Here is a 20,558-nt window from a genome sequence, read left to right on the forward strand (position 1 = left end):
ACCCCTATCCTAAAAAAAATCCTCAACCATTGTCTTTAATTTCATGAACATTCCAGTATAATTAGAGATATCATCATAACTTAATAATATATCTACAATACTTTGATAATACCATTCCTGCTCATCCCTCTTACCAGTAAATTTATCCCACAACTTCTCACCCTGACTATTATATTCTTCAGTAATAGAACTGATATTGTGAAGCTTATCAGCACATATCACCAACCGTTCATTAAGTGGAGCCTCACGCAGATAATTAATTGTATGTTCCTTTCTAACCCGCCAGGGAAGCTTTTTATCTGGTTCTGAAACCCCTACTACAATATCCCTTATCTGTTTATCAAATTCTTTTTCTATATCTTCATCCTTTACTGAAGTGTCTTCTATAGTATCATGTAAGATACCAGCTACAATAACTTCCTCTGCACAATTTTCACCATAGAGAATCATCCCTACCATATAGGGATGTACAATATATGGAGTCTCTGTCCCCTTCCTCAACTGCCCCTGATGTGCCCTGGCAGCAAAATTAACAGCCCTCTCAAACCTCAGCATTATATACCAGCTCCCTATCTTAATTCAAATAGCTAACAAAAGTGATTCTTTATCTTAATTATTCAATAACCCTTAACAAAATCCTGCCTGTTGAACAAAGTGGCTTCGCCACCCAGACTTAATTAACAATCATTAGTGTTTTCTTAGAACTATGTTTTACACACAGTTAACTACTTATCATAAACCAGACCAATATATTTATTGGACGACTCTAGAAATTGTCTGGAGGCATGGAACTTGGCCTCGATGGCCTGATACTAACTCGACCATGCGTAATAAAAAGAAGAGTTAGTGAGCCGAAAGACAATTTCTCGACAGTAAACGAAGGCAGGACGCTAGAGCGCAACATTAATTTTCTTGTACGCTCTGCTTAGATGCGGAGTGCCTGCGGTACATGACAAGGTAAGTAAATATATTGGTCAGCCTTTCAAGTTATCCATAATCTTGCAAATCACATAATTTCCTGAATATAAACCTCTGTCACTCTATACTGCCTCCCAGCGCGGACATTTTGCCCCCCAGCGGGCTATTAACTGACTATCCTGATAGATATTAACTATTTCACAACAATTAGGACAACCATCACACTCAAAACTGGTAGTTTTAAAATTGAAATCAGTAATCTCAAAACCCTTAAATGAAGTCTTTTTCCTTTTTAAACGGGCGATCTCTTCCCGGGCAAGTATCGCTGCCCCAACAGCCCCCATAACATTATAATTCTCCGGAACAATTACATCAATCCCCAGTTCATCTTCAAAGGCTTTTTTAATTCCTACATTAGCCGCTACTCCCCCCTGAAATATTATAGGACCTTTAATGTCCTTACCCTTGGCCAGATTATTCAAATAGTTTCTAACCATGGCTGCCGATAATCCTGCTATTATCTCAGGAAGGTCATGTCCTAACTGCTGTTTGTGAATCATATCTGATTCTGCAAAAACCGAACAACGTCCTGCAATCCTGACTGGTGCCTCGGCTCTTAAGGCATATTCCCCAAACTCTTCAATAGGTATCTCCAGACGGGCAGCCTGCTGGTCAAGAAATGACCCGGTACCAGCAGCACAGACAGAATTCATGGCAAAGTCAACAGCTACTCCATCACGGATGATTATAATCTTGGAGTCCTGACCACCTATCTCCAGGACAGTTTTCACATCAGGTACCATATGTACTGCTGCTACAGCATGGGTAGTGATCTCATTTTTTATAACATCAGCCCCCAGTATCACACCAGCCAGATTACGTCCACTACCTGTTGTCCCTACTGCCCCTATTTCAGAGTTATCATACTTATCTTGCAGCTGATTGATCCCCTCGCTAATCACTTTTAGAGGTTGACCCTTTGTTCTTAGATATATTTTATCAACTATCTTCATTGAACTATCCAGTACAGCAATATCTGTACTAACTGAACCAACATCTACCCCTAAATAATATCTAGCCATAATTTATCCCCTTTTCCAATAATTTGCCATCTTTATAAATTTTTTTACGCATTAAGAGGTCCACAAAGGCTTCAATCCTTGTCTGTAAACCAGCATCACCAGTATGCTCATCAAAAAACAGTGATAGAACAGGTATCTTTTCTTTTTTACTTACTGAAGGCAAAATCGTCTGGGAGATTATCTCCGGCATACAGGTAAAAGGTGCCAGCTGTATGACACCATCATACCCAACCCGGGCATACCGAACTGTGTTTCCAATACTATCAAGTCCATGTCCCCCGACAAATGAATCCAGATAGTTTTCGGCTGCTTTTTTTATTTTCCTCATTTCATTTCCCAGGTGAAGGAAATGTAATAACCAGCTTGACATATAGATATCCCTCTTAACTATTACACCAAGTTTACCTAGTTTTTCTTCTATATTCAGGTTAACAAAGGGTTCAAGTACCAGATAGATTTCACCTACTATACCAATTATCAACCTTTCATCCCTTTGATAGTCGTTAATATTTTCTTTAATTTTATTTTGATATTCGTCTTTGAGTGCTTTTATCTTTTTGAAGGAACTAGCCTGGTCTATTTTATTTAAAAAAGAACTATATAGACTATCAATCTCACCCCTTTTTTTCTCCAGAGCACGGGTAGCCAGAACAATCCTATATATATTATCAATCATATAAACCTTATACAGAGCCAGTTTTAATCCATTATAAAGCCTTTTTAAAGAAACATTACCCAGGATTTTTTTGATATGCCGATAGTCCCTGAGTAAGTTTGGTTCCAACACAATCATCTCAAAACAGTAACCCAGATCCTCTAATATTGCCCGCTGTACTTCAGCATAATAACCAAAACGGCAGGGACCACAGCCACCTCCCATGACAATAACATTAGCCCCCTTTTCCAGGGCCTCAATAAAATTACCCAGGTTTATTTTTAAAGGAAGACAGGCAAATTCTGGTCCATATTTAACACCAAGATCAAGTGTTTTTTTTGATATTTTAGGGGGAACTACTACTTCAAATCCAAGTTCAGCAAACAATGCCTTAAGACCTATCTTCATATCTCCCATCTGGGGAAAGGTTATTTTTTTCATGCCATCTCCCTTCTTTCCACCAGGTCCACAAAGGCCTCTAACCTGGTAAGTAGACCAGCTTCACCACTATGCTCATCAATATTTATATTTAAAATCGAAACTCCTCTCTCTTTACCTCTGAGACTAATTAGTTCCTTGACCAGAGAATCAGGACCACAACCAAAAGCAGTTAACTGTATCAAACCATTAACCCTCTTATTATAAATCAAATGATAAGCAGAACCCATAACATGTCTATTATAATACCAGAATAGTTTTTTGTCCTGTCTGTCTGCTTCCCTTTCCAGGACTTCTGGTTCAAACATCTCCAGTGTAATAACATTTACTTTTAAGTCCTGTAGATGCCTAATAATATTCATACTTAAACAATGGTCATTTGTTATATATGAATGTCCCAGTAAAGCAATTGTAATTGGATAATTATTATCCTTTTTATTTTTATCAAATTTTATTTTATTATTTACAATTTTCATGGCCTCATCAAGCAGTATGCCCTGTTGTTGAACCTTTAAAAACTCCTCATATTTTTTCTTTGCCTTATAAAAAGCCTTTTCAATCTGCCACATATTAGCCCCCAACCTCTTCCCCAGGGCATATACTATTCTCCGCATAGGGAAAAATAAGTATCTAAGGTCTATAACTGGGTCCAATATCGGTGGATACTGAGCAAATATAGCCTTAACCATATCTGGCAAACCCATAAATTTAGGGCAAACACAATTGTTTTTTCCCAGACTAATAAATTTAGGAATAAATAAATAATCAACCCTCTCTACTAATTCCCTGACATGTCCAAAAAAAACCTTGAAAGGAAGGCAGATATCATCTACTGCCATCTTCACTCCCTTATCTAAGATTTCCTTATTTGTTTCAGGAGATAAAATTACTTCAAAACCTAATTCTTCAAAAAAGGTCTCCCAGGCCGGGTAATAATAATGATACATTAATGCCCTGGGAATACCAATTTTTCTGCACATTATATCACTCCTTATCTGCCTCTTTTTTATCCCCCTTAACAGCCCTATCCTGATCCTGTGTGTGTAAAGCTGTCGGTCTTAGATGTGAGAGATCCAGAACAGTCTGCCTGACCATATATGATTTTAAGGCCTGATAGTTAAAAGGAATAATAGGCCACAGATAATTTACACCAAAAGACTTGGTGAAAACCATCCATAAAAAAATGAGACTAAAACTAATTGCAAAACCCCAGATATCACCAATAATAACCGCTATTAATAATATAAAACGAAATAGTTTCAAAACTAAGGCTATTTCATAACCAGGTATAGAAAAATTGCTTATAGCGGCTACAGCCATATATAGTATTACCTCTGGTGAAAACAAACCAACCTTTACTGCGAAATCACCCAATAATAAAGCCCCAATTAAACTCAATGAGGTTGCCAGTGTACTGGGGGTCTGGATTGATGCCATTCTTATCAGGTCAATACCCAGACTGGCTAAAATAAACTGAATACCTAATCCTATTGAACTTCCTTCCTTCACACCTATAAAACTGAGGTGTTCAGGTAATAAAGCCCTATTAGTGGCTAGAATCAGCCAGACAGCCGGCAGGAAAACAGAAATCAGCATTGCCATTAAGCGCATTAGTGATAGATAAGTTCCTAGGACAGGTCCTTTCCGGTATACTTCAAGTGTCTGTACATGAGACAGAAAGGGTGCAGGAAGTACTAAAGCTGTTGGTGAATTATCTACAATTATCACCAGATGGCCTTCCAGTATATGGGCAGCAACATTATCAGGCCGCTCAGTATAGCGAACAAGTGGTAAGGGATTTAAAGTTCCACCTGTAATAATATCTTCTATACTCTTATCTGCAAGTGGTAAACCATCAATATCAATACTCTCCAGTTTACTCCTTACATCCTGTAGAAGGTCAGGATTAATAATATCCTTAATATAAACCAGGGCAAGGTCATTCTTGGACCTCTTTCCTACCTGTATTACCTCAGCGCGAAAATTAACATCCCTGATACGCCGCCTAACTGCATTTACATTAAATAACATTGTCTCCACAAAACCATCAGCAGGACCCCTGGTAGCCTTCTCTAGTTCTGGCTCATCAGGTGTCCTTGACAGCCAGGTCCTACCATCTATCACTATGGCTTCATCAGAACCATCAATAATAAGCACCTGGGGACCAGCCAGAACCTGCTGAACTACCTTATCCATATCTTTAACAGTCTCAACCTCATAATACGGCAGACGGTTATTAAGTACCTTCTTAATGGTCTTAACAGAAATATCTTCCCTACTACTCTCCATAAGTTTCATCATAGGTATTATCAAGTCATCTTTAATAAAACCATCTAGAAAAATAAGTCCGGCCTTTTTACCGCCAATTTCAAATTCCCTGACCAACACATCAAAACTCTCATCAGCACCAAGTTCTTCCTTTATTATTTGCAAATTTTTTTCTATTTTTTTATCAAGTGGATTATTCATTATCTTCATCTTTCATTTTAAGAATGCTTTCCATCTACTATCCCCTCCCCAGTCTTTATATTTTTAGGGCATCTGTCGGTACATTTTGATTAAACTCTGGTAATATAAACCACATCAATGCAATTAAAAAAATACAGATTAGAACACTAAAAATAATCTTTGAAGTAAAATTCATCTAAAACTCACCTCACTATTATTTCCTAATAACTAGTATCTTAAAAGAGTTTTTTTTTATACACAAATCCCAATGTGAATATTTTACAGACAAAGTCAATTATACCCTACCCGAGTGAACAAAACAGGCTTCGCCACCCAAACTTAATCAAATATATTGGTCGGTCTTCAAAGTTATCCATAATTTCATGAATAAATACCTGTCTATCTTTAAATTGAAACATAAAAAAATCCCTATTATTTTACTAATAAGGATTAAGTAATTATTTATTTTTAAAAACCACTTATAATGACATCCGTAACTCTTTTAATATCTTCTTTTCTAAACGCGAGACCTGGACCTGTGAAACACCTATTTCCTCAGCAATTTCCTGCTGTGTCTTGTCCTCAAAATAGCGCAGAAAAATAATCTTCCGTGAGCGTTTATCAAGACGTCTCAGCACCTCAACCAACTCCAGTTTATCAAAATTATCTATCTCTTTTTCTGCTGATTTATTAGCCAGGCTGTCAAGTAAGTAAAGGTCATTATTACTATCTGGATTAATCGTCTGATATATTGAAGCTGGGTTTTTATCTGCTTCCAGAGCCTGGATTATGTCTTCTCTGGAATATCCTGTTTCACTGGCCAATTCACTGATTGATGGTGATTGATTATTTTTTTTGCTTAATTCTTCCTCCTTCTGCCGTACAACCCTGGCAATCTTTTTTAATGACCTACTCACCTTAATAAGTCCATCATCCCTGAGGTGAAGTCTGATTTCTCCTATTATTTTGGCAACTGCATAAGTTGAAAACTTAATTCCCCTCTCCAGATCAAAACCCTCCACAGCCTTAATTATCCCTATAACACCTACCTGAAAAAGGTCCTGTAAATCATAACCAGAATTTTTAAAACGGTAGCTTACTTTCAACACCAAACGTAGGTTATGTTCAACAACCTTCTCCAGGGCAAATTTATCCCCCTGTTGAGCAAGTCGAATATAATAACGCGTTTCCTCTTCACTTAAAAGTTTAAGGTCAGGAAGGTCTATCATATTATAATTCATATGACTACCGCCACCTATTCAACCATATTTTTTAGCTGTTCCGGTATCTTAATCATCTTAAGGGTAGTACCTTCATCTATCTCAGATATTAATTTAAATTCATCCATAAAAGAGTCTATAAAAGCCAGTCCCAGCCCCATATGCTCTTCTTTAGTAGAGTAAGAAGGTTGTAAAACAGCCTCTATATCTTTTATACCAATACCCTTATCTTTAATTATTATTATTAATTTGCCGTCTTCAATCTCCAGATCAAGCTCAATGATACCTTCATCCATAGGATAGGCATGGATAATACAATTTGTTACTGCTTCAGAGACTGCTACCTTAATTTCCTCTAGCTCACTTAAGGTAAAGTCCAGTTCTGAAGCAAAGGTTGCTGTAGTTATGCGTGCCAGACCAACATTGCTACTCTTGCCTAAAAGAGTTAAATGGGCTTTATTATGCATTTTTCAAACCCCCTTCATCCAGTTCCTGAACAGCCAGTTTTTCACTATCATATACCTTCATTATCTTTAAGATACCTGCCATTTTAAATATTTTTGCTATCTGTGGTTTTAAACCTACCAGTAAGACACGGCCACCTTTTTTATTCAAGTAGCGGTATCTACCCAAAATAGCCCCTAAACCTGAACTATCTATAAACCTAACCTCCTTTAGGTTTAAAACAAGGTGTTTTAGTAAATTATTATCCATCTCCTTGATAATCTTATCCCTGAATCCTGGTACAGAATGCATATCTAATTCACCAATTAATTTTACAATCAGGATATCACCCACAATCTGTGTTGCTATATCCAAAATTTTTTCCTCCTTTTACTATTATTTACTATATATTCATTTTTATATTTCGCTGTCAGTAGCAAAACTCCTTCTTTAATAGAGATTTTTCTGTCAAAATATTCTTGGTTTGGTAAAAAAGTTATTATGCAATTATATAAAGAAAAGACACATAAAATGTGCCTTTCCCGGTTGGTGACTATTATATTATTATTAAGAATTACAAAAACTATTTCTCATCCTTTTTAAACATATTAGAAAATGAACCCCTGATCTCTGTGCCAAGATAAAACGTGGTAAATTTACCTGTGATTTTATAATTCAAATCACCTGAATCATAGTCTTTTTCAGTACTATTGGTATTTATACAACCAAAGAAAACATTTTTATCATCATCTATAGAGTAATTTAATAAAAGTCCTAGTTCATTTGCCTTATTCTTATCATCATAATTATCCTTATATTCAGGAACATAGTCAAAAGTCAGATTCAAATAGAGTTTATCTGTCAGAGCAGTATCAAAAACACTATAAAAGGTATTTGAATGACTACCAATATCATCATAAGAATAAGAAGAAGAATACACATCATAATCCCTGCTAGATATATTTCGAGCTAAACCAAAAGTATATCTATATTCACCTTTTTCCAGTTCCCCTGGTTCTATTGGTGTTACATAATCAGTTAACCAGTCTGCATTAAAATAAATCTCTGAGATACCACCAAAACCCAAAGCCAGAACATTCCCTGCCACCATAACAGACGCCGCCATAACCAACATACTTACTACAATTATTTTTTTCATTATTTTCTCCACTCCTCTTAGCAGGATTTATAGGTATCATATAGAATTAATCTATATGAATGTAAAAAAAGTATAGCATTTATTTTTTTGTTTTAGTATTACACTAAAGTGTAATTCTTCGAAGGGGGATAAACATGACTATCTTAAATGTTGGCGATTGGCGTAAAATAAATGACTTCCTCCTTCAGACGGGCCAAATTTATTCACTGAAGAACTATCCCTCTATTATATTAGATGCCTGTAAAGGATTAATTAATTATGACTCAGCCAACTTCTTTATTCATATTAATCCTCATCATAACAGCCTGGATAAACCATATGTAGTTAATATCAGTGATAATACACTGATAGATTATATAAAGTATTATCAGTTTCTTGACCCTATGAAAGAAAAAACCTTTAATCAGCCAGAACCTACCAAAAGTACAAAAATAATGAATTATCAAGAGTGGCAGACAACAGAGTATTTTTCTGATTTTATTCAACCAAATGGTTTCTATTATTCCTGTGGCATTGATCTGCATTATAAAGAAAAACTACTGGCTACCCTGAGTCTCTTCCGGGACAGGCATAGTCCAGATTTTTCTGCCAAAGAACTGTATTTTTTTCATATCCTTAAACCACATCTCGGCAATCAGCTATATAAATTAATAGTAATTGAGAGTAAAGACAGTTCCAGATATACCAATTACTCTCAGCTTATTGGCCAGTTAGCTGATAAATTCGGACTTTCAACCCGGGAAGCTGAAGTAGTTAATCTTGTTATCAAAGGGACTACTAATCAGGAAATAGCAGATAGCCTTTTTATCTCTATCAACACAGTAAAAAAACACCTCTACAAGATTTTTAATAAAACAAACTCAACTAGCAGAACTGAACTTATTGCCAGAACCCTGGATATAAACCTTGTCTTAATGGAGAATGATAATACATAATATGATTCAAACACAAAAAGGTTATATTGAGCAAATAGCAAATTTTTTGTAAGGAATCTTGGCACGTAGGAATTCAAAATAAGGTCGAAGCACAGGACGTGGTGAGCTAATCCTGGGTCAGGATGTCCCATGGATGTCCCATGGATTAGGAAACCTTATTTTGAATGGATACGGGCCTTAGATGACTAAAAAAATTTGCCTTGGCGAGAGATGACCTTTTTGTGGGCAAACCATCATATATTAATAAATTTAAAACAGATTAATAATAAGCTGGATAATCCGGGTTATTATCCTTAAAACCAGTTGGAAAATACCTGCTTTTTCTACATCTCTATCTAAAATAATATCACTGCTCTTTAGTAATAGATTTCCCTTATAGGCCCTAAGCTCACCAATTTTATCACCTTTATTAAGTGGAGCTCTTATTAACTCGTCTAAAAACACCTCTTTTCTTATACTATCTTCATTTCCTTTTTTTACGGGAACAATAAGTTCTTCCTTGATTATCCCTCTGGCAGTTTCCTCTTTTCCATTAGGAATCTTCACTTCAGCAATAAATTCATCCTTAGCAGCTACCTCATATCCCTGGTATGTACTGAAACCAAAGGAAAGTAATTCAGCTGCCTCGGCAAACCTGGTTTTTGAATCATCTGCAGCCATTACAACAGCAATAAACCTGATACTATCCCTCCTGGCAGTCGATGTCAAACAAAATTTAGCTTCTTCTGTATAACCAGTCTTTAAACCATCTGCCCCCAAATAATGTCTTACCAGTCTATTGGTATTATTTAATACTGAACTACCATCCCTTAAATAATCAATCCAGGTTGAAGTCCATTTAAGAACCTCAGGGTATTTTAATATCTTTCTGGCCAGAACCGCCAGATCATAGGCAGTTGTATAATTACCCTGGATTTCTTCATTATCTGCTGGTAAACCATTGGTATTGTAGTAATAAGTATTCTTTAATCCAAGTTCCCTGGCGCGTTCATTCATCCTCTTTACAAAGGCCTCTTCAGTACCATAGAGATATTCAGCTACAGCTACACAGGCATCATTAGCAGATACTATAGCAATGGCCCTTAACATTTCTTCTAGTGTCATCTCTTCACCAGGTTCAAGCCAGATCTGTGAACCACCCATACTGGCAGCAAACTCACTAACTACCAGTTTGTCAGCAAGCTCAGCCCGTCCCTGTTCAATAGCCTCCACAGCCAGTAACATAGTCATTATCTTGGTCATACTTGCCGGCGGTAATTTCATATGGGGATTTTTCTCAAAAATAATCTCCCCTGTTTCATATTCCATTAAAATAGCTGATTTAGAATTCAAATCGAAATCAGGTTGTTCTGCCATTATAGGAAGAGTTATCAGTGCAGTGACGATAACTACAACTAAAAAAGATTTAAAAATCTTGAGGAACATAAAAAAACCTCCCCTTTATTTGTTATAATAGATATTTATTATCTATTATTCTTAATTATGCAGGGAGGTTAAAGTAGTATATTTTATTTGATAATATCAATAACAAGATCTTTTTTTGAAGGTTCTTCATCTGTTATAACAAAAGCCTTTTCCAGTCTTTTAACAGCCTCTTGCTGATGTGAAAGATCATTTAAATACAATTCAGCAATCGTTTCACCTTTAAGTACCTCTTCACCGTTTTTCTTAAGTAAAACAACACCAACAGCAGGATCTATGGCATTATCTTTAACAACCCTACCACCACCTATCATCATAACAGTAAGACCTATTTCACAGGCATTAATACTATTTATAAAACCATCACTCCGACTCTTAATTTCAATTACATTTTCGGCTTCGGGAAGCAGTTCCAGATCATCAACTACAGCAGGGTCAGCACCCTGGCGCCCAATAAATTTTTTAAACTGGCATAGGGCTTTACCTGAGGAAAGATTCTCGCTTAAAAGGGAATAACCCTCATTAAAATTATCAACCCTCTTAGCAATAGTCAACATATTTGCACCCAATATTAAGGATAATTCTCTGAGGTCATTAGGACCCTTACCCCTGAGTGTCTGTATAGCCTCCTTAAGTTCCAGTGAATTGCCTACTGCCTGACCCAAGGGTTGGTCCATATTTGTTAGCACTGCAATAGTCTCCCTACCAACCTCATGTCCGATAGCTACCATGGCCTTCCCCAGAGAACGGGCTTCATCAATTCCTTTCATAAAAGCCCCATTACCTACCTTTACATCCAGCACAATTCCATCTGCCCCGCCAGCAATTTTTTTACTCATGATACTGCTAGCAATCAGGGGGATTGATTCTATAGTTGCTGTAACATCACGTAAGCCATAGAGTTTTTTATCAGCAGGGGTAAGGTTGGCGGTCTGACCAGCTACAGCTACACCAATATTATTAATATTATTGATAAATTCTTCTCTGCTGAGTGAGGTCTTAAAACCAGGTATAGACTCCAGTTTATCAATAGTACCCCCTGTATGACCAAGTCCACGCCCTGATAATTTGGCTACGGGAACACCAGCAGAGGCAACCAGGGGTGCAAGGACAAGGGTAGTAGTATCACCAACCCCACCTGTACTATGTTTATCAACTTTAATTCCCTCAATCTCACTCAAATCCAGGATATCACCAGATTCAGCCATAGCCATAGTTAAATCAGCTGTTTCTTCAGCATCCATCCCCTGAAAAAAAACCGCCATTGCCCAGGCTGAGACCTGATAATCTGGTATCTTTCCAGCCGTATATTCATTTATTAAATACCTTATTTCTTCAGGGGAGAGTTTCTGTCCTTCCCTCTTTTTATAAATAATATCATAGGGCCTCATCTTCTCCACCACCTTTTAAAGTACAGCAGTAATACCTTTGATCAAAGAAATAAAATTTTCTTTTACCTTCTCAGTTGTTTCTATAACCTCTTCATGGCTTAAAGGCTGGTCTAAAATACCTGCTGCCATATTTGTTATACAGGAAATCCCTAGGACATTAACACCCATATGCCGGGCAGCAATTACCTCCGGCACTGTTGACATTCCTACGGCATCAACACCATTGTTAGCAAAAAATCTTATTTCAGCAGGTGTCTCAAAACTTGGTCCTGTAACAGCAGCATAGACCCCTTCCCTGGCAATAATTCCTAATTGCTCAGCAGTCTCCCTGGCTAGTTTAAGCAGTCCCTTATTATATGCCTCACTCATGTCAGGGAAACGGGGACCAAATTCCTCAAAGTTTTGACCAATTAAGGGGTTAGTCCCCATCATATTTATATGGTCACTTATTAACATAAATTCACCAGGATTAAAATCTTTATTTACTCCACCAGCTGCATTGGTTACAATTAGTGTCTCTATCCCCAATAATTTCATCACCAATACTGGTAATATAATCTGTTTCATTGTATATCCTTCATAAAAATGAAATCTACCCTGCATGGCTATAACTGCTTTACCTTCAAGTCTCCCTGCAATCAATCTTCCAGCATGTCCAGGGACTGTTGATACAGGAAAATCAGGAATATCCTGGTATTTAAAAACACGTTGTTCTTCAATTTCATTAGCTAATTTCCCCAACCCAGAACCTAGGATCAGGCCAATTTGTGGTTTCTCTGTCAATTTCTGCTTAATAATCTCAGTTATCCGCATTGAACTATATTTCATTTAACACCGGTCCTCCCCATTTTGAATAATAAAGTTCTTTAATATAGAAAAAATATCTTAACATTAATAATTAAAAATAATCAAATCCCCACCTATACTGATGGAGATTTTTACTTATAGTCTATTATATTAATCACCAAAAGCTATCCCAATACTCTTGGCAGTATTAACCATTTCCCCTTCAGGGTCAACATTCTTTGACTTTCCTATAACCTCTTCCAGAGAGGCAGATGACATGGTATTCCCTTTTAAGGTAACCATTTCAGCAAATTTACCTGAAAATACCAGATCTACTGCTGCCTTACCATAACGGGTTGAAAGATTCCGATCATAAGATGTTGGAGTACCTCCCCTCTGTAAGTGTCCCAAAATAGTTGCTCTTGATTCTAAGCCAACAATTTCTTCCAGGTCAGCAGCAACCTTATTGGCAATACCACCTAATCTAACCGGATCAGGACTATCTTCAATTAACTTCTGTACAACCATATCACCTGAGAGTGGTTTAGCCCCTTCAGCAACTACAATAATACTGAAGTCTTTACCAGCTGCCCTTCTTTCTTCTATTTTGGCAGCAACTTTATTGATATTATAGGGTATTTCCGGAATAAGTATCGCATCTGCTCCTCCAGCTAGACCAGCTTCTAGAGCTATCCAGCCAGCATATCTCCCCATTACTTCCAGACACATAATCCGGTGATGTGACTCTGCGGTTGTATGTAAGCGGTCTATTGCATCTGTAGCTACACTAACAGCTGTATCAAAACCAAAGGTTATATCTGTATATGCCAGGTCATTATCAATAGTTTTAGGCACACCAATTACCTTAACTCCTTTACGGGCAAAATCCCTGGCACTGGTTAATGTCCCATCACCACCAATAATAATCAGAGCATCTATTCCTGCTTCTTTAATGTTTTTTACACCAACATCTGATAGATCCTTATAAATAGTCTCCCCATTCTCCTTAAAAGGCATTCTAAAGAGATTTGTCTTATTTGATGTATATAGTATTGTCCCACCCCTGGGGAGGATACCAGATATAGTATCCATATCAAGATTCATAATATTACCATTATATAACCCCTTATATCCATTAACAAAACCAACTACCTCAACACCATATTTTATAATAGCTGTTTTAGTTGCAGCCCTAATAACTGCATTCAATCCAGGGCAATCTCCCCCACCTGTCAGTAGGGCAATCTTTTTTATTCCCTTTACCATTATAACACCCCCGATAAGTATATACTTATTCTAATCTCCATTCCCTCTAGTTTATCTGAACATAATTTCCAGATATGAAGCACTTATTAATTTATATTCAACATATAATTTCAATTTCCTTTAGAAAAATTAACTTTATTTTTATTTTTTCACATTTGTTTTTTTATTTTAATGTTATTTATATTTTAACCCCAAAAAATAATACTTATTTATTAACTATTAAAAAATACAAATTAATTCAAATTGAACAAAATATATTAATTAATGAACCTGTTCAGATAAGTAGGGTTATCATAATTGTTCTCTTAACTTTAGTAGTTCATATTATCTTCGGCCGCCATTTTATAAACTCCTGGCCAGATTTGTTAAAGGATAAATAATATAAGAAAAAACCCTGGGGGTATTAAATACCCAGGGTTTAATTTATATTATAGCATTTCAAATAAAATGGAGTATTATTTTCATTAAATAAGGGCTAATAAAGGTTTCAATAATAGAACCACCTACCAATAAGAGGGCAAGCAAACCCATCTCCAGGGTATATGTCAAGAGATCTTCTCCATTTAATCCCTCAAGTCCTCGATAATATTTAAATATTCGTACACTTAAATAAATAGCCATAACTGCTGCCAGAATATAGGCGGGTATAATAATTAAATTCTGGGGAAAAACAGCTGCAATTGCCATTATTATCCCATGAAGACTATATTCATTAACCAGAAAACCTACAGTAAAACCAAGAACAAAGCCTTTAAAAAATACCAAAACTGTAATAAGCGGCATTAAAAATACAGATATCCCCAAAACCCAGATTATAACAATATTTAATAAATTAAATTTAATACTTTCACTAACCAGGGTACTACTACTATAATTAAGCTCATCATAACCTTTCATAAAATCATTAAAATAAACAAAGACATTTTCTCTGATACTATAATCTACTGTTTTTACAGCAATAGCCCCAAAAGAGATTCCTGAAACAAAGATAATAATTACAAACACAAAGAGTGGTAATCTATCATAAAAATATTTGTTCATGGCTTAATCCTCCTGTTACAGATATATATAATAAATATGCAGCAGGAGGACAAGATATACTATTTTAGTCCATTTTCAAAAAACCATTATTGATTATCTCCTGGCAAATATACTGACAAGCCTGAACATCTTCCATTGAATTAGAACTTGCTGCCACAACAGTAATACCCCTTTTAAGCTTTAAAGCCTTTTCTATAGCCCTTTCTGCGGCAACCCTGGCAGCAAAACTACCATTCATATTATTTGTTCGTGCTATAGTACCAGTAATTACTTCAGGTGCACCATAATTATAGGCGGCATCATAGGCCGTACCACCTGATGGACTAACAACCACAACAATTTTATTAGCAAAATCGGCCAACTCAACAACCTCCCGCCCAATATTGGGTACCACCTCTTCCAGCTCAGCTCCTGCCCTCTCTATTCCCTTTAGAACCTGCTGTATCTCCTTTAATCTATCTTCCTCATTTTGAATTAGTCGCGGTTCAGCTGCAACTATAACAGTTGTATCATGTTTTAAGGCTTTTTTCCCAGCAAAATAGCCTATTTTTTCTGGATTAACTGTAACAGGTACTGTGTTATTATCAGGACTGGCTCCCAGGACAGTAATTGCCCCTGCTTCAAGAACTGCCTCAGATGTAGTAGACATATCTATGACATCTACTATCATAACTACATTACCCTGACGGGCCGCTGCTGCAGCCCCAGATGCATTATAAGTCGTCTGTAATGTTTTAACCCATAACTTTACCATAAAAACCACCTCCACCGGTTTTTATCCTGGCAGCCCCTGAACGTGCCCTAACAATACTGCTGGCTATTTTATCACCAACGACCAGCCTTAAATCCTCAAAACTTACTTTATGAAGAATATCCATTTCTGTTGCAAACTTTATTAATAATTTCTCCATTGTTCGCGGGCCTATTCCTGGAATATCCAGAAGCGGGATTTGATGGATATAAGCAGGGCGAAATATTGGTGAATCAGTAACTCCTGTTACACTTATTTCCATAATCCTATCTTTTACTCCCTTTACTACCTTATCTCCCCCACACAGAGGGCATTTTAAGATAGACCCTTTTTCATCAATACCCTGCTGACAATCTTCACAATAACTGTGATGATATTTACCCAGCCTGGGGTCGAGTCCATAATTAGCCAGTACTTTACGTCCCTTACTATTTTTAAGGGCAAGTATCAGTTCCTTAAAACTTAATTCTTTCAATCTTATTTTATTATACTCCCTGGCTATTTTAGGTAGTGAATGGGCATCTGAATTACTAATAAATGTTTTATCTCTTAATTCAGGTAAATAATCAGCCAAATAAGTATCAGCACTTAAACCTAACTCAATAGCAGGTATCATCTCCCACTCTTGAGTAGTAAAAACCTCTTGATAACTACTAAAAGAACGCCCGTAAAAACTCTTATAAGGGGTAAATACATGAGCAGGAATACATATCCCCCCTGTACTATCAATTATTTGTAACAGCTGACTAGCATTTAAACCAGTGGACTGGGAACTTAAGGTAATATTTTTGATATATTCACTCATAATCTCACTAAAGTCTTTTATATTCCTCAAAAAGGGAAAATAAGCAAGGTAATGAGACTGACCGCCATTACTTTCCCTACTTTCTATCTCTGCCCCCATTATAACTGTTAAATTACCATACTTTATTCCACCATCTGTTAACTCCTCCATCAATCCTTCAGCCAGGAGTTTTTCTATATCAGCAATGACCGGTGGTGAAGCACAATCTATAATCCCTATAATATCAAGACCCTTATTTTCAGCAGACTCTTTAAGAATATTCGCAAAGGTCAAACTACGCGAAGCAGTAATCTTTACAGGGTTACCACTGGAAGCTGCTCCTATATGGATATGCAGGTCAGCAAAATATTCACTAAACATTAAAATCCCCTCTTAAATACGTAAGCAAACCAACAATTGTTTTAGCATCCTTAATCTGGCCTGATAAAATACTATCCATTATCTCCCCGGGACTTATCAGGTGATTTTTTATAATCTCATCCTCATCAAAATCAGTACCCACCTCTTCCAACTCTGAAGCTAGATACAAATAAAGAAGCTCATCACTAAAACCTGGAGTAGTATAGAATGAATAAAGATGCTTAATCCTGGCGGCCTTAAAACCTGTTTCCTCAATAAGTTCCCTCCTGGCACAATTCAGCGGGTTTTCACCAGGTTCTAGTTTCCCAGCAGGAAGTTCAAGCAAAGTCTCTTCCACCGGGGTTCTATATTGTTCCACCAGTAAAATTTCCTTTTTTTCTGTAAGAGCCAGAATAGAAACCCCCCCGCTATGTTCAACAACCTCCCGGGTAGAAACCCTTCCATTAGGTAATTTTACCTGATCAATTCTCAGATTAACAATTTTCCCCTGATATATATCTTCTGAATCTAGTCTTTCTTCTTTAAAGTCCATAACTCACTCTCCTAGTAATTCTTTTATCCTATTAACAGCCAGACCAGCTGTGCTAAAAAACATCGGGTCATCCTCTAAAGAACGCCCCATACTATAGAAATCAATCCCTGAATTAAAGAGTTTCTCTACAATCCCATCTATTTGATAATAACAACAATTGTGTTTCTCTAAAATATTACAGGCAAGTAATTGTTTTTTCAGTCTATCATCAAGCGGTAGAATAAGCTCTACCGGAAAATCAATTAATTCCTCCAGGATTGTACGACTATGATGGCTTAAACCAAAATGCCTCTGCCGTTTATCGGCAAAACTAATCCTGGGTACAAAGACACAGGTCCCTCCGATAATATTTATAGCATAAGATGTAAAACAATCATCAATCCCACTAAATCCATACCTAGTTCCAGTACCAACAATACCTGGACCCATGCCTACAACAATCAGATCCCCCCTAAGAACTTCACGGGCAGCTATCAAAGCAGTAAAAATATTAATAGCCTCCAGGTCACCACCAAAGGAATGTCCAACAGTAATAGTCTTATCAAGGAGTTTTTTCTTTGTTAAAAATTGTACTGTTTTACTAAACCCTATTGATAACGAACCCTGCTCTGTCATAATATAGACAACCCTCTGCTGTGGATAATAACTTTTATAGATTACAAGTAGTGGGGCCAACAGGCTGTGCAGAGGAATTAAAACAACTGGATAGCCATCTAAATTATAATCCTTAGTAAAAATATCATGATAAGGACTGTCTTCTTCTTCGACACTTAAAGTTCTCAATTGACAGGGTGTATAACGGAGTTTCATAATATGACCCTTTTTATCATTTAAACCCCTGGAATTACTGCTTATATTAGAACAAACAAAATGATATCCTCCGGTCCCCAGCTGTAGATTGAAGGCGGTAGTATTTAGTAATACCTTATCACCAGTTTTAATTTCCCCGGTAAGGTAGTTATAATTGACAGCCTTGTACACACCCAATCCTTTAATTAAAACCTCCAGGAAAGAGAGCTCTGTAGTCTTATTAATTACTTTTAATACTCTACCTTTCTCTATTGACATATCATACATTAATAGTAACCCCTACTATCTTTAATCACCTTTATCATTAGTTCAACCAGCTTGATCATATTATGCATACAAACAGTCTCATTACTGGTATGCACCTTCTCCATTCCCACTCCAAGGTTTATTGTTGGCAGACCAAGTTTATTAAAGATATTTGCATCACTTCCCCCACCACTTACCATATAAATAATAGGGATTTTAAGCCCCTCCATGGAATATGCAATCAATCTTATTATATCACTTTCCAGAGGCAATTCAAATCCCGGATATAGTTTTTCAATATTATATTTTACACTACCACCATATTTCTCCACTGCCTGCTTAATTATTTCTTTCATATGCTTAAGCTGTTTTTCTAGTTTTAGATCATTGTGACTTCTTACTTCCCCTTCCAGTTCTACAATCTCTGGTACTATATTAATTGCTTTCCCACCCCTTATCACCCCTATATTTGCTGTTGTTTCCTCATCTATCTGGCCTAGTTTAATATCTGAGATGGCCTTACTGCTAATCTTAATTGCATTGATACCCTCTTCAGGATGCATACCTGCATGAGCTGATTTACCTTTGATCACAGCATTAAATTTAAGCTGTGCTGGGGCCTTATATACAATTGTACCAACATCCCCATCAACATCAAGGACTATTCCCAGGTCAAGACCACTAATTTCTACAGGGTCCAGTTGCCGGGCCCCAAGTAAACCCAGTTCCTCAGCTACAGAGAAAACAACTTTTAAATCACCATGTTCTATTCTTCTTTCCTTAAGTACCCTGATAACTTCCAGAATTGCAGAAACACCAATAAGGTCGTCACCCCCCAGCACCGTATTGCCACTACTATAGATATAATCACCTCTAATAACAGGTTTAATTCCCCTACCAGGTTCTACCCTGTCCATATGTGCTGATAAAAGTATTGCTGGATAATTATCATTTCCTTTAAAATATCCAATAATATTTCCAGCCTGACCACCTATCTTCTTGGCAGTATTATCTTCATGAACTTCCCCACCAAGTGATTTCAATTCAGCACTTAGTCTATCAGCCATCTCCCTTTCTGCAAGTGATATACTATCAATTTGTACCAGCTCCAGAAATAAATCTATTACCCGATTGTTTTTCATCTACAATTCCTCCACTAACACAATTTATAAATTAAATATGTCCATAACTTATACCTATTATTCTGGATATGCTTTTATTCTCCTCCATAATTATAAATAAAAAAACGACAAAAAGCCTCTTATAGCAGACCTTCTGTCGTAAATAGTATCCTAATTATATTTTTAATCCCTAATCTATTAGTTCAACCCCATAATCAAGGGCTTTTTCGTTAACTGGTATCAACTCATGTCTTCTTTCAGGCAGAACATTTTTCAAAGATTGCTTAACAGTCTCCATTTTTACAATTCCCTTTCTGGCAAGATAGGCTCCTAACATAACCATATTAGCTATCTGCTTATTCCCTATCTCATCTGCTATATCATTAGCTGGTACCTTAATAATTTCCAGGTCATCTCTTATTACAATTTTGTTGATCAAAGAAGAATTCAAAAGCACAAGTCCATCCTTTTTTACCATTGGTGAAAACTTCTCCCATGAAGGTAGATTCATCACAATTATTGTATCAGGACGCGAAGACAAAGGTGATGGTATTTTATCACTGGAAACAATTACTGTACAATTTGCTGTACCACCCCGCATCTCGGGGCCATATGAAGGCATCCAGGATACCTCATCCCCCTCTTTCATCCCCGCATAGGCAATAAGTTTTCCAATAGACATAACTCCCTGGCCACCAAATCCAGCCAAAATAATTTCTTCCTTCATT

21 protein-coding genes are annotated in these 20,558 nt (G+C 36.7%); 1 reads left to right on the forward strand and 20 read right to left on the reverse strand.

What is annotated here, in order from left to right:
• Positions 1 to 9 precede the first annotated feature (9 nt).
• From D7D81_RS13950 to D7D81_RS13990, 9 genes are all read right to left on the reverse strand, one after another.
• The gene (locus tag D7D81_RS13950; protein WP_125990678.1) at positions 10 to 555 is read right to left on the reverse strand and encodes an HD domain-containing protein; all 546 of its coding nucleotides are present in this window, start codon (positions 553 to 555) and stop codon (positions 10 to 12) included.
• 485 nt (positions 556 to 1,040) lie between these two features.
• Entirely contained in the window at positions 1,041 to 2,000 is a 960-nt protein-coding gene (locus D7D81_RS13955; protein WP_125990679.1) for an acyl-CoA dehydratase activase, read from the reverse strand.
• A complete protein-coding gene (locus D7D81_RS13960) occupies positions 1,993 to 3,096 on the reverse strand; it encodes an acyl-CoA dehydratase activase-related protein (protein ID WP_125990680.1) in 1,104 nt (367 codons plus the stop codon). The genes D7D81_RS13955 and D7D81_RS13960 overlap by 8 nt, the downstream gene beginning before the upstream one ends.
• Positions 3,093 to 4,073 carry an acyl-CoA dehydratase activase-related protein gene (locus D7D81_RS13965; RefSeq protein WP_125990681.1) on the reverse strand — a complete coding sequence of 327 codons (981 nt, stop codon included), beginning with the start codon at positions 4,071 to 4,073 and terminating at the stop codon, positions 3,093 to 3,095. Before D7D81_RS13965 ends, D7D81_RS13960 begins: the two co-directional genes overlap by 4 nt.
• A gap of 4 nt (positions 4,074 to 4,077) precedes the next feature.
• A complete protein-coding gene (locus D7D81_RS13970) occupies positions 4,078 to 5,571 on the reverse strand; it encodes a spore germination protein (protein WP_125990682.1) in 1,494 nt (497 codons plus the stop codon).
• Positions 5,572 to 6,020: 449 nt separating this feature from the next.
• A complete protein-coding gene (locus D7D81_RS13975) occupies positions 6,021 to 6,782 on the reverse strand; it encodes a SigB/SigF/SigG family RNA polymerase sigma factor (protein WP_125990683.1) in 762 nt (253 codons plus the stop codon).
• Between the two features lie 14 nt (positions 6,783 to 6,796).
• Positions 6,797 to 7,228 (reverse strand): anti-sigma F factor, encoded by a 432-nt coding sequence (gene spoIIAB, locus D7D81_RS13980; RefSeq protein ID WP_125990684.1) that lies wholly within the window; start codon positions 7,226 to 7,228, stop codon positions 6,797 to 6,799.
• Positions 7,221 to 7,580 (reverse strand): anti-sigma F factor antagonist, encoded by a 360-nt coding sequence (gene spoIIAA / locus D7D81_RS13985; protein ID WP_125990685.1) that lies wholly within the window; start codon positions 7,578 to 7,580, stop codon positions 7,221 to 7,223. Before spoIIAA ends, spoIIAB begins: the two co-directional genes overlap by 8 nt.
• 208 nt (positions 7,581 to 7,788) lie before the next feature.
• On the reverse strand, positions 7,789 to 8,364 hold the full coding sequence (locus D7D81_RS13990; RefSeq protein WP_125990686.1) for a hypothetical protein: 576 nt from the start codon (positions 8,362 to 8,364) through the stop codon (positions 7,789 to 7,791).
• A gap of 134 nt (positions 8,365 to 8,498) precedes the next feature.
• Between D7D81_RS13990 and D7D81_RS13995 the strand changes: the two genes are divergently transcribed.
• Positions 8,499 to 9,299, forward strand: coding sequence for a response regulator transcription factor (locus tag D7D81_RS13995; RefSeq protein ID WP_125990687.1), 801 nt, complete (start codon positions 8,499 to 8,501; stop codon positions 9,297 to 9,299).
• A gap of 249 nt (positions 9,300 to 9,548) precedes the next feature.
• Here D7D81_RS13995 and D7D81_RS14000 read toward each other — a convergent pair whose 3' ends face one another.
• The 11 genes from D7D81_RS14000 to D7D81_RS14050 all read right to left on the reverse strand — a co-directional run bounded on the left by D7D81_RS14000 (position 9,549) and on the right by D7D81_RS14050 (position 20,557).
• The gene (locus tag D7D81_RS14000) at positions 9,549 to 10,724 is read right to left on the reverse strand and encodes a D-alanyl-D-alanine carboxypeptidase family protein (RefSeq protein ID WP_125990688.1); all 1,176 of its coding nucleotides are present in this window, start codon (positions 10,722 to 10,724) and stop codon (positions 9,549 to 9,551) included.
• Positions 10,725 to 10,807: 83 nt separating this feature from the next.
• The gene (locus D7D81_RS14005; protein WP_125990689.1) at positions 10,808 to 12,112 is read right to left on the reverse strand and encodes a pyrimidine-nucleoside phosphorylase; all 1,305 of its coding nucleotides are present in this window, start codon (positions 12,110 to 12,112) and stop codon (positions 10,808 to 10,810) included.
• Positions 12,113 to 12,127: 15 nt separating this feature from the next.
• Positions 12,128 to 12,940: a purine-nucleoside phosphorylase gene (locus D7D81_RS14010; protein ID WP_125990690.1), complete on the reverse strand. Its 813-nt coding sequence runs from the start codon at positions 12,938 to 12,940 to the stop codon at positions 12,128 to 12,130.
• Positions 12,941 to 13,069: 129 nt separating this feature from the next.
• Positions 13,070 to 14,164, reverse strand: coding sequence for a 6-phosphofructokinase (locus D7D81_RS14015; protein ID WP_125990691.1), 1,095 nt, complete (start codon positions 14,162 to 14,164; stop codon positions 13,070 to 13,072).
• A 438-nt stretch (positions 14,165 to 14,602) separates the two neighbouring features.
• Positions 14,603 to 15,205 carry a stage II sporulation protein M gene (gene spoIIM / locus D7D81_RS14020; RefSeq protein WP_125990692.1) on the reverse strand — a complete coding sequence of 201 codons (603 nt, stop codon included), beginning with the start codon at positions 15,203 to 15,205 and terminating at the stop codon, positions 14,603 to 14,605.
• Between the two features lie 64 nt (positions 15,206 to 15,269).
• Positions 15,270 to 15,959: a hypothetical protein gene (locus D7D81_RS14025; protein WP_125990693.1), complete on the reverse strand. Its 690-nt coding sequence runs from the start codon at positions 15,957 to 15,959 to the stop codon at positions 15,270 to 15,272.
• On the reverse strand, positions 15,940 to 17,121 hold the full coding sequence (locus tag D7D81_RS14030; protein WP_125990694.1) for an endonuclease Q family protein: 1,182 nt from the start codon (positions 17,119 to 17,121) through the stop codon (positions 15,940 to 15,942). Before D7D81_RS14030 ends, D7D81_RS14025 begins: the two co-directional genes overlap by 20 nt.
• A complete protein-coding gene (locus tag D7D81_RS14035) occupies positions 17,114 to 17,653 on the reverse strand; it encodes an NUDIX domain-containing protein (RefSeq protein WP_125990695.1) in 540 nt (179 codons plus the stop codon). Before D7D81_RS14035 ends, D7D81_RS14030 begins: the two co-directional genes overlap by 8 nt.
• A 3-nt stretch (positions 17,654 to 17,656) precedes the next feature.
• Positions 17,657 to 18,730 (reverse strand): DUF3866 family protein, encoded by a 1,074-nt coding sequence (locus D7D81_RS14040; protein ID WP_125990696.1) that lies wholly within the window; start codon positions 18,728 to 18,730, stop codon positions 17,657 to 17,659.
• Complete coding sequence (locus D7D81_RS14045; protein ID WP_125990697.1) at positions 18,730 to 19,851, reverse strand: M20/M25/M40 family metallo-hydrolase; 1,122 nt, start codon at positions 19,849 to 19,851, stop codon at positions 18,730 to 18,732. The genes D7D81_RS14040 and D7D81_RS14045 overlap by 1 nt, the downstream gene beginning before the upstream one ends.
• Positions 19,852 to 20,020: 169 nt before the next feature.
• A complete protein-coding gene (locus D7D81_RS14050) occupies positions 20,021 to 20,557 on the reverse strand; it encodes a 2-oxoacid:ferredoxin oxidoreductase subunit gamma family protein (protein ID WP_125990698.1) in 537 nt (178 codons plus the stop codon).
• Between the last annotated feature and the right edge of the window lies 1 nt (position 20,558).

The organism is Halocella sp. SP3-1, from assembly GCF_003953885.1.
GTDB lineage: Bacteria > Bacillota > Halanaerobiia > Halanaerobiales > DTU029 > Iocasia > Iocasia fonsfrigidae.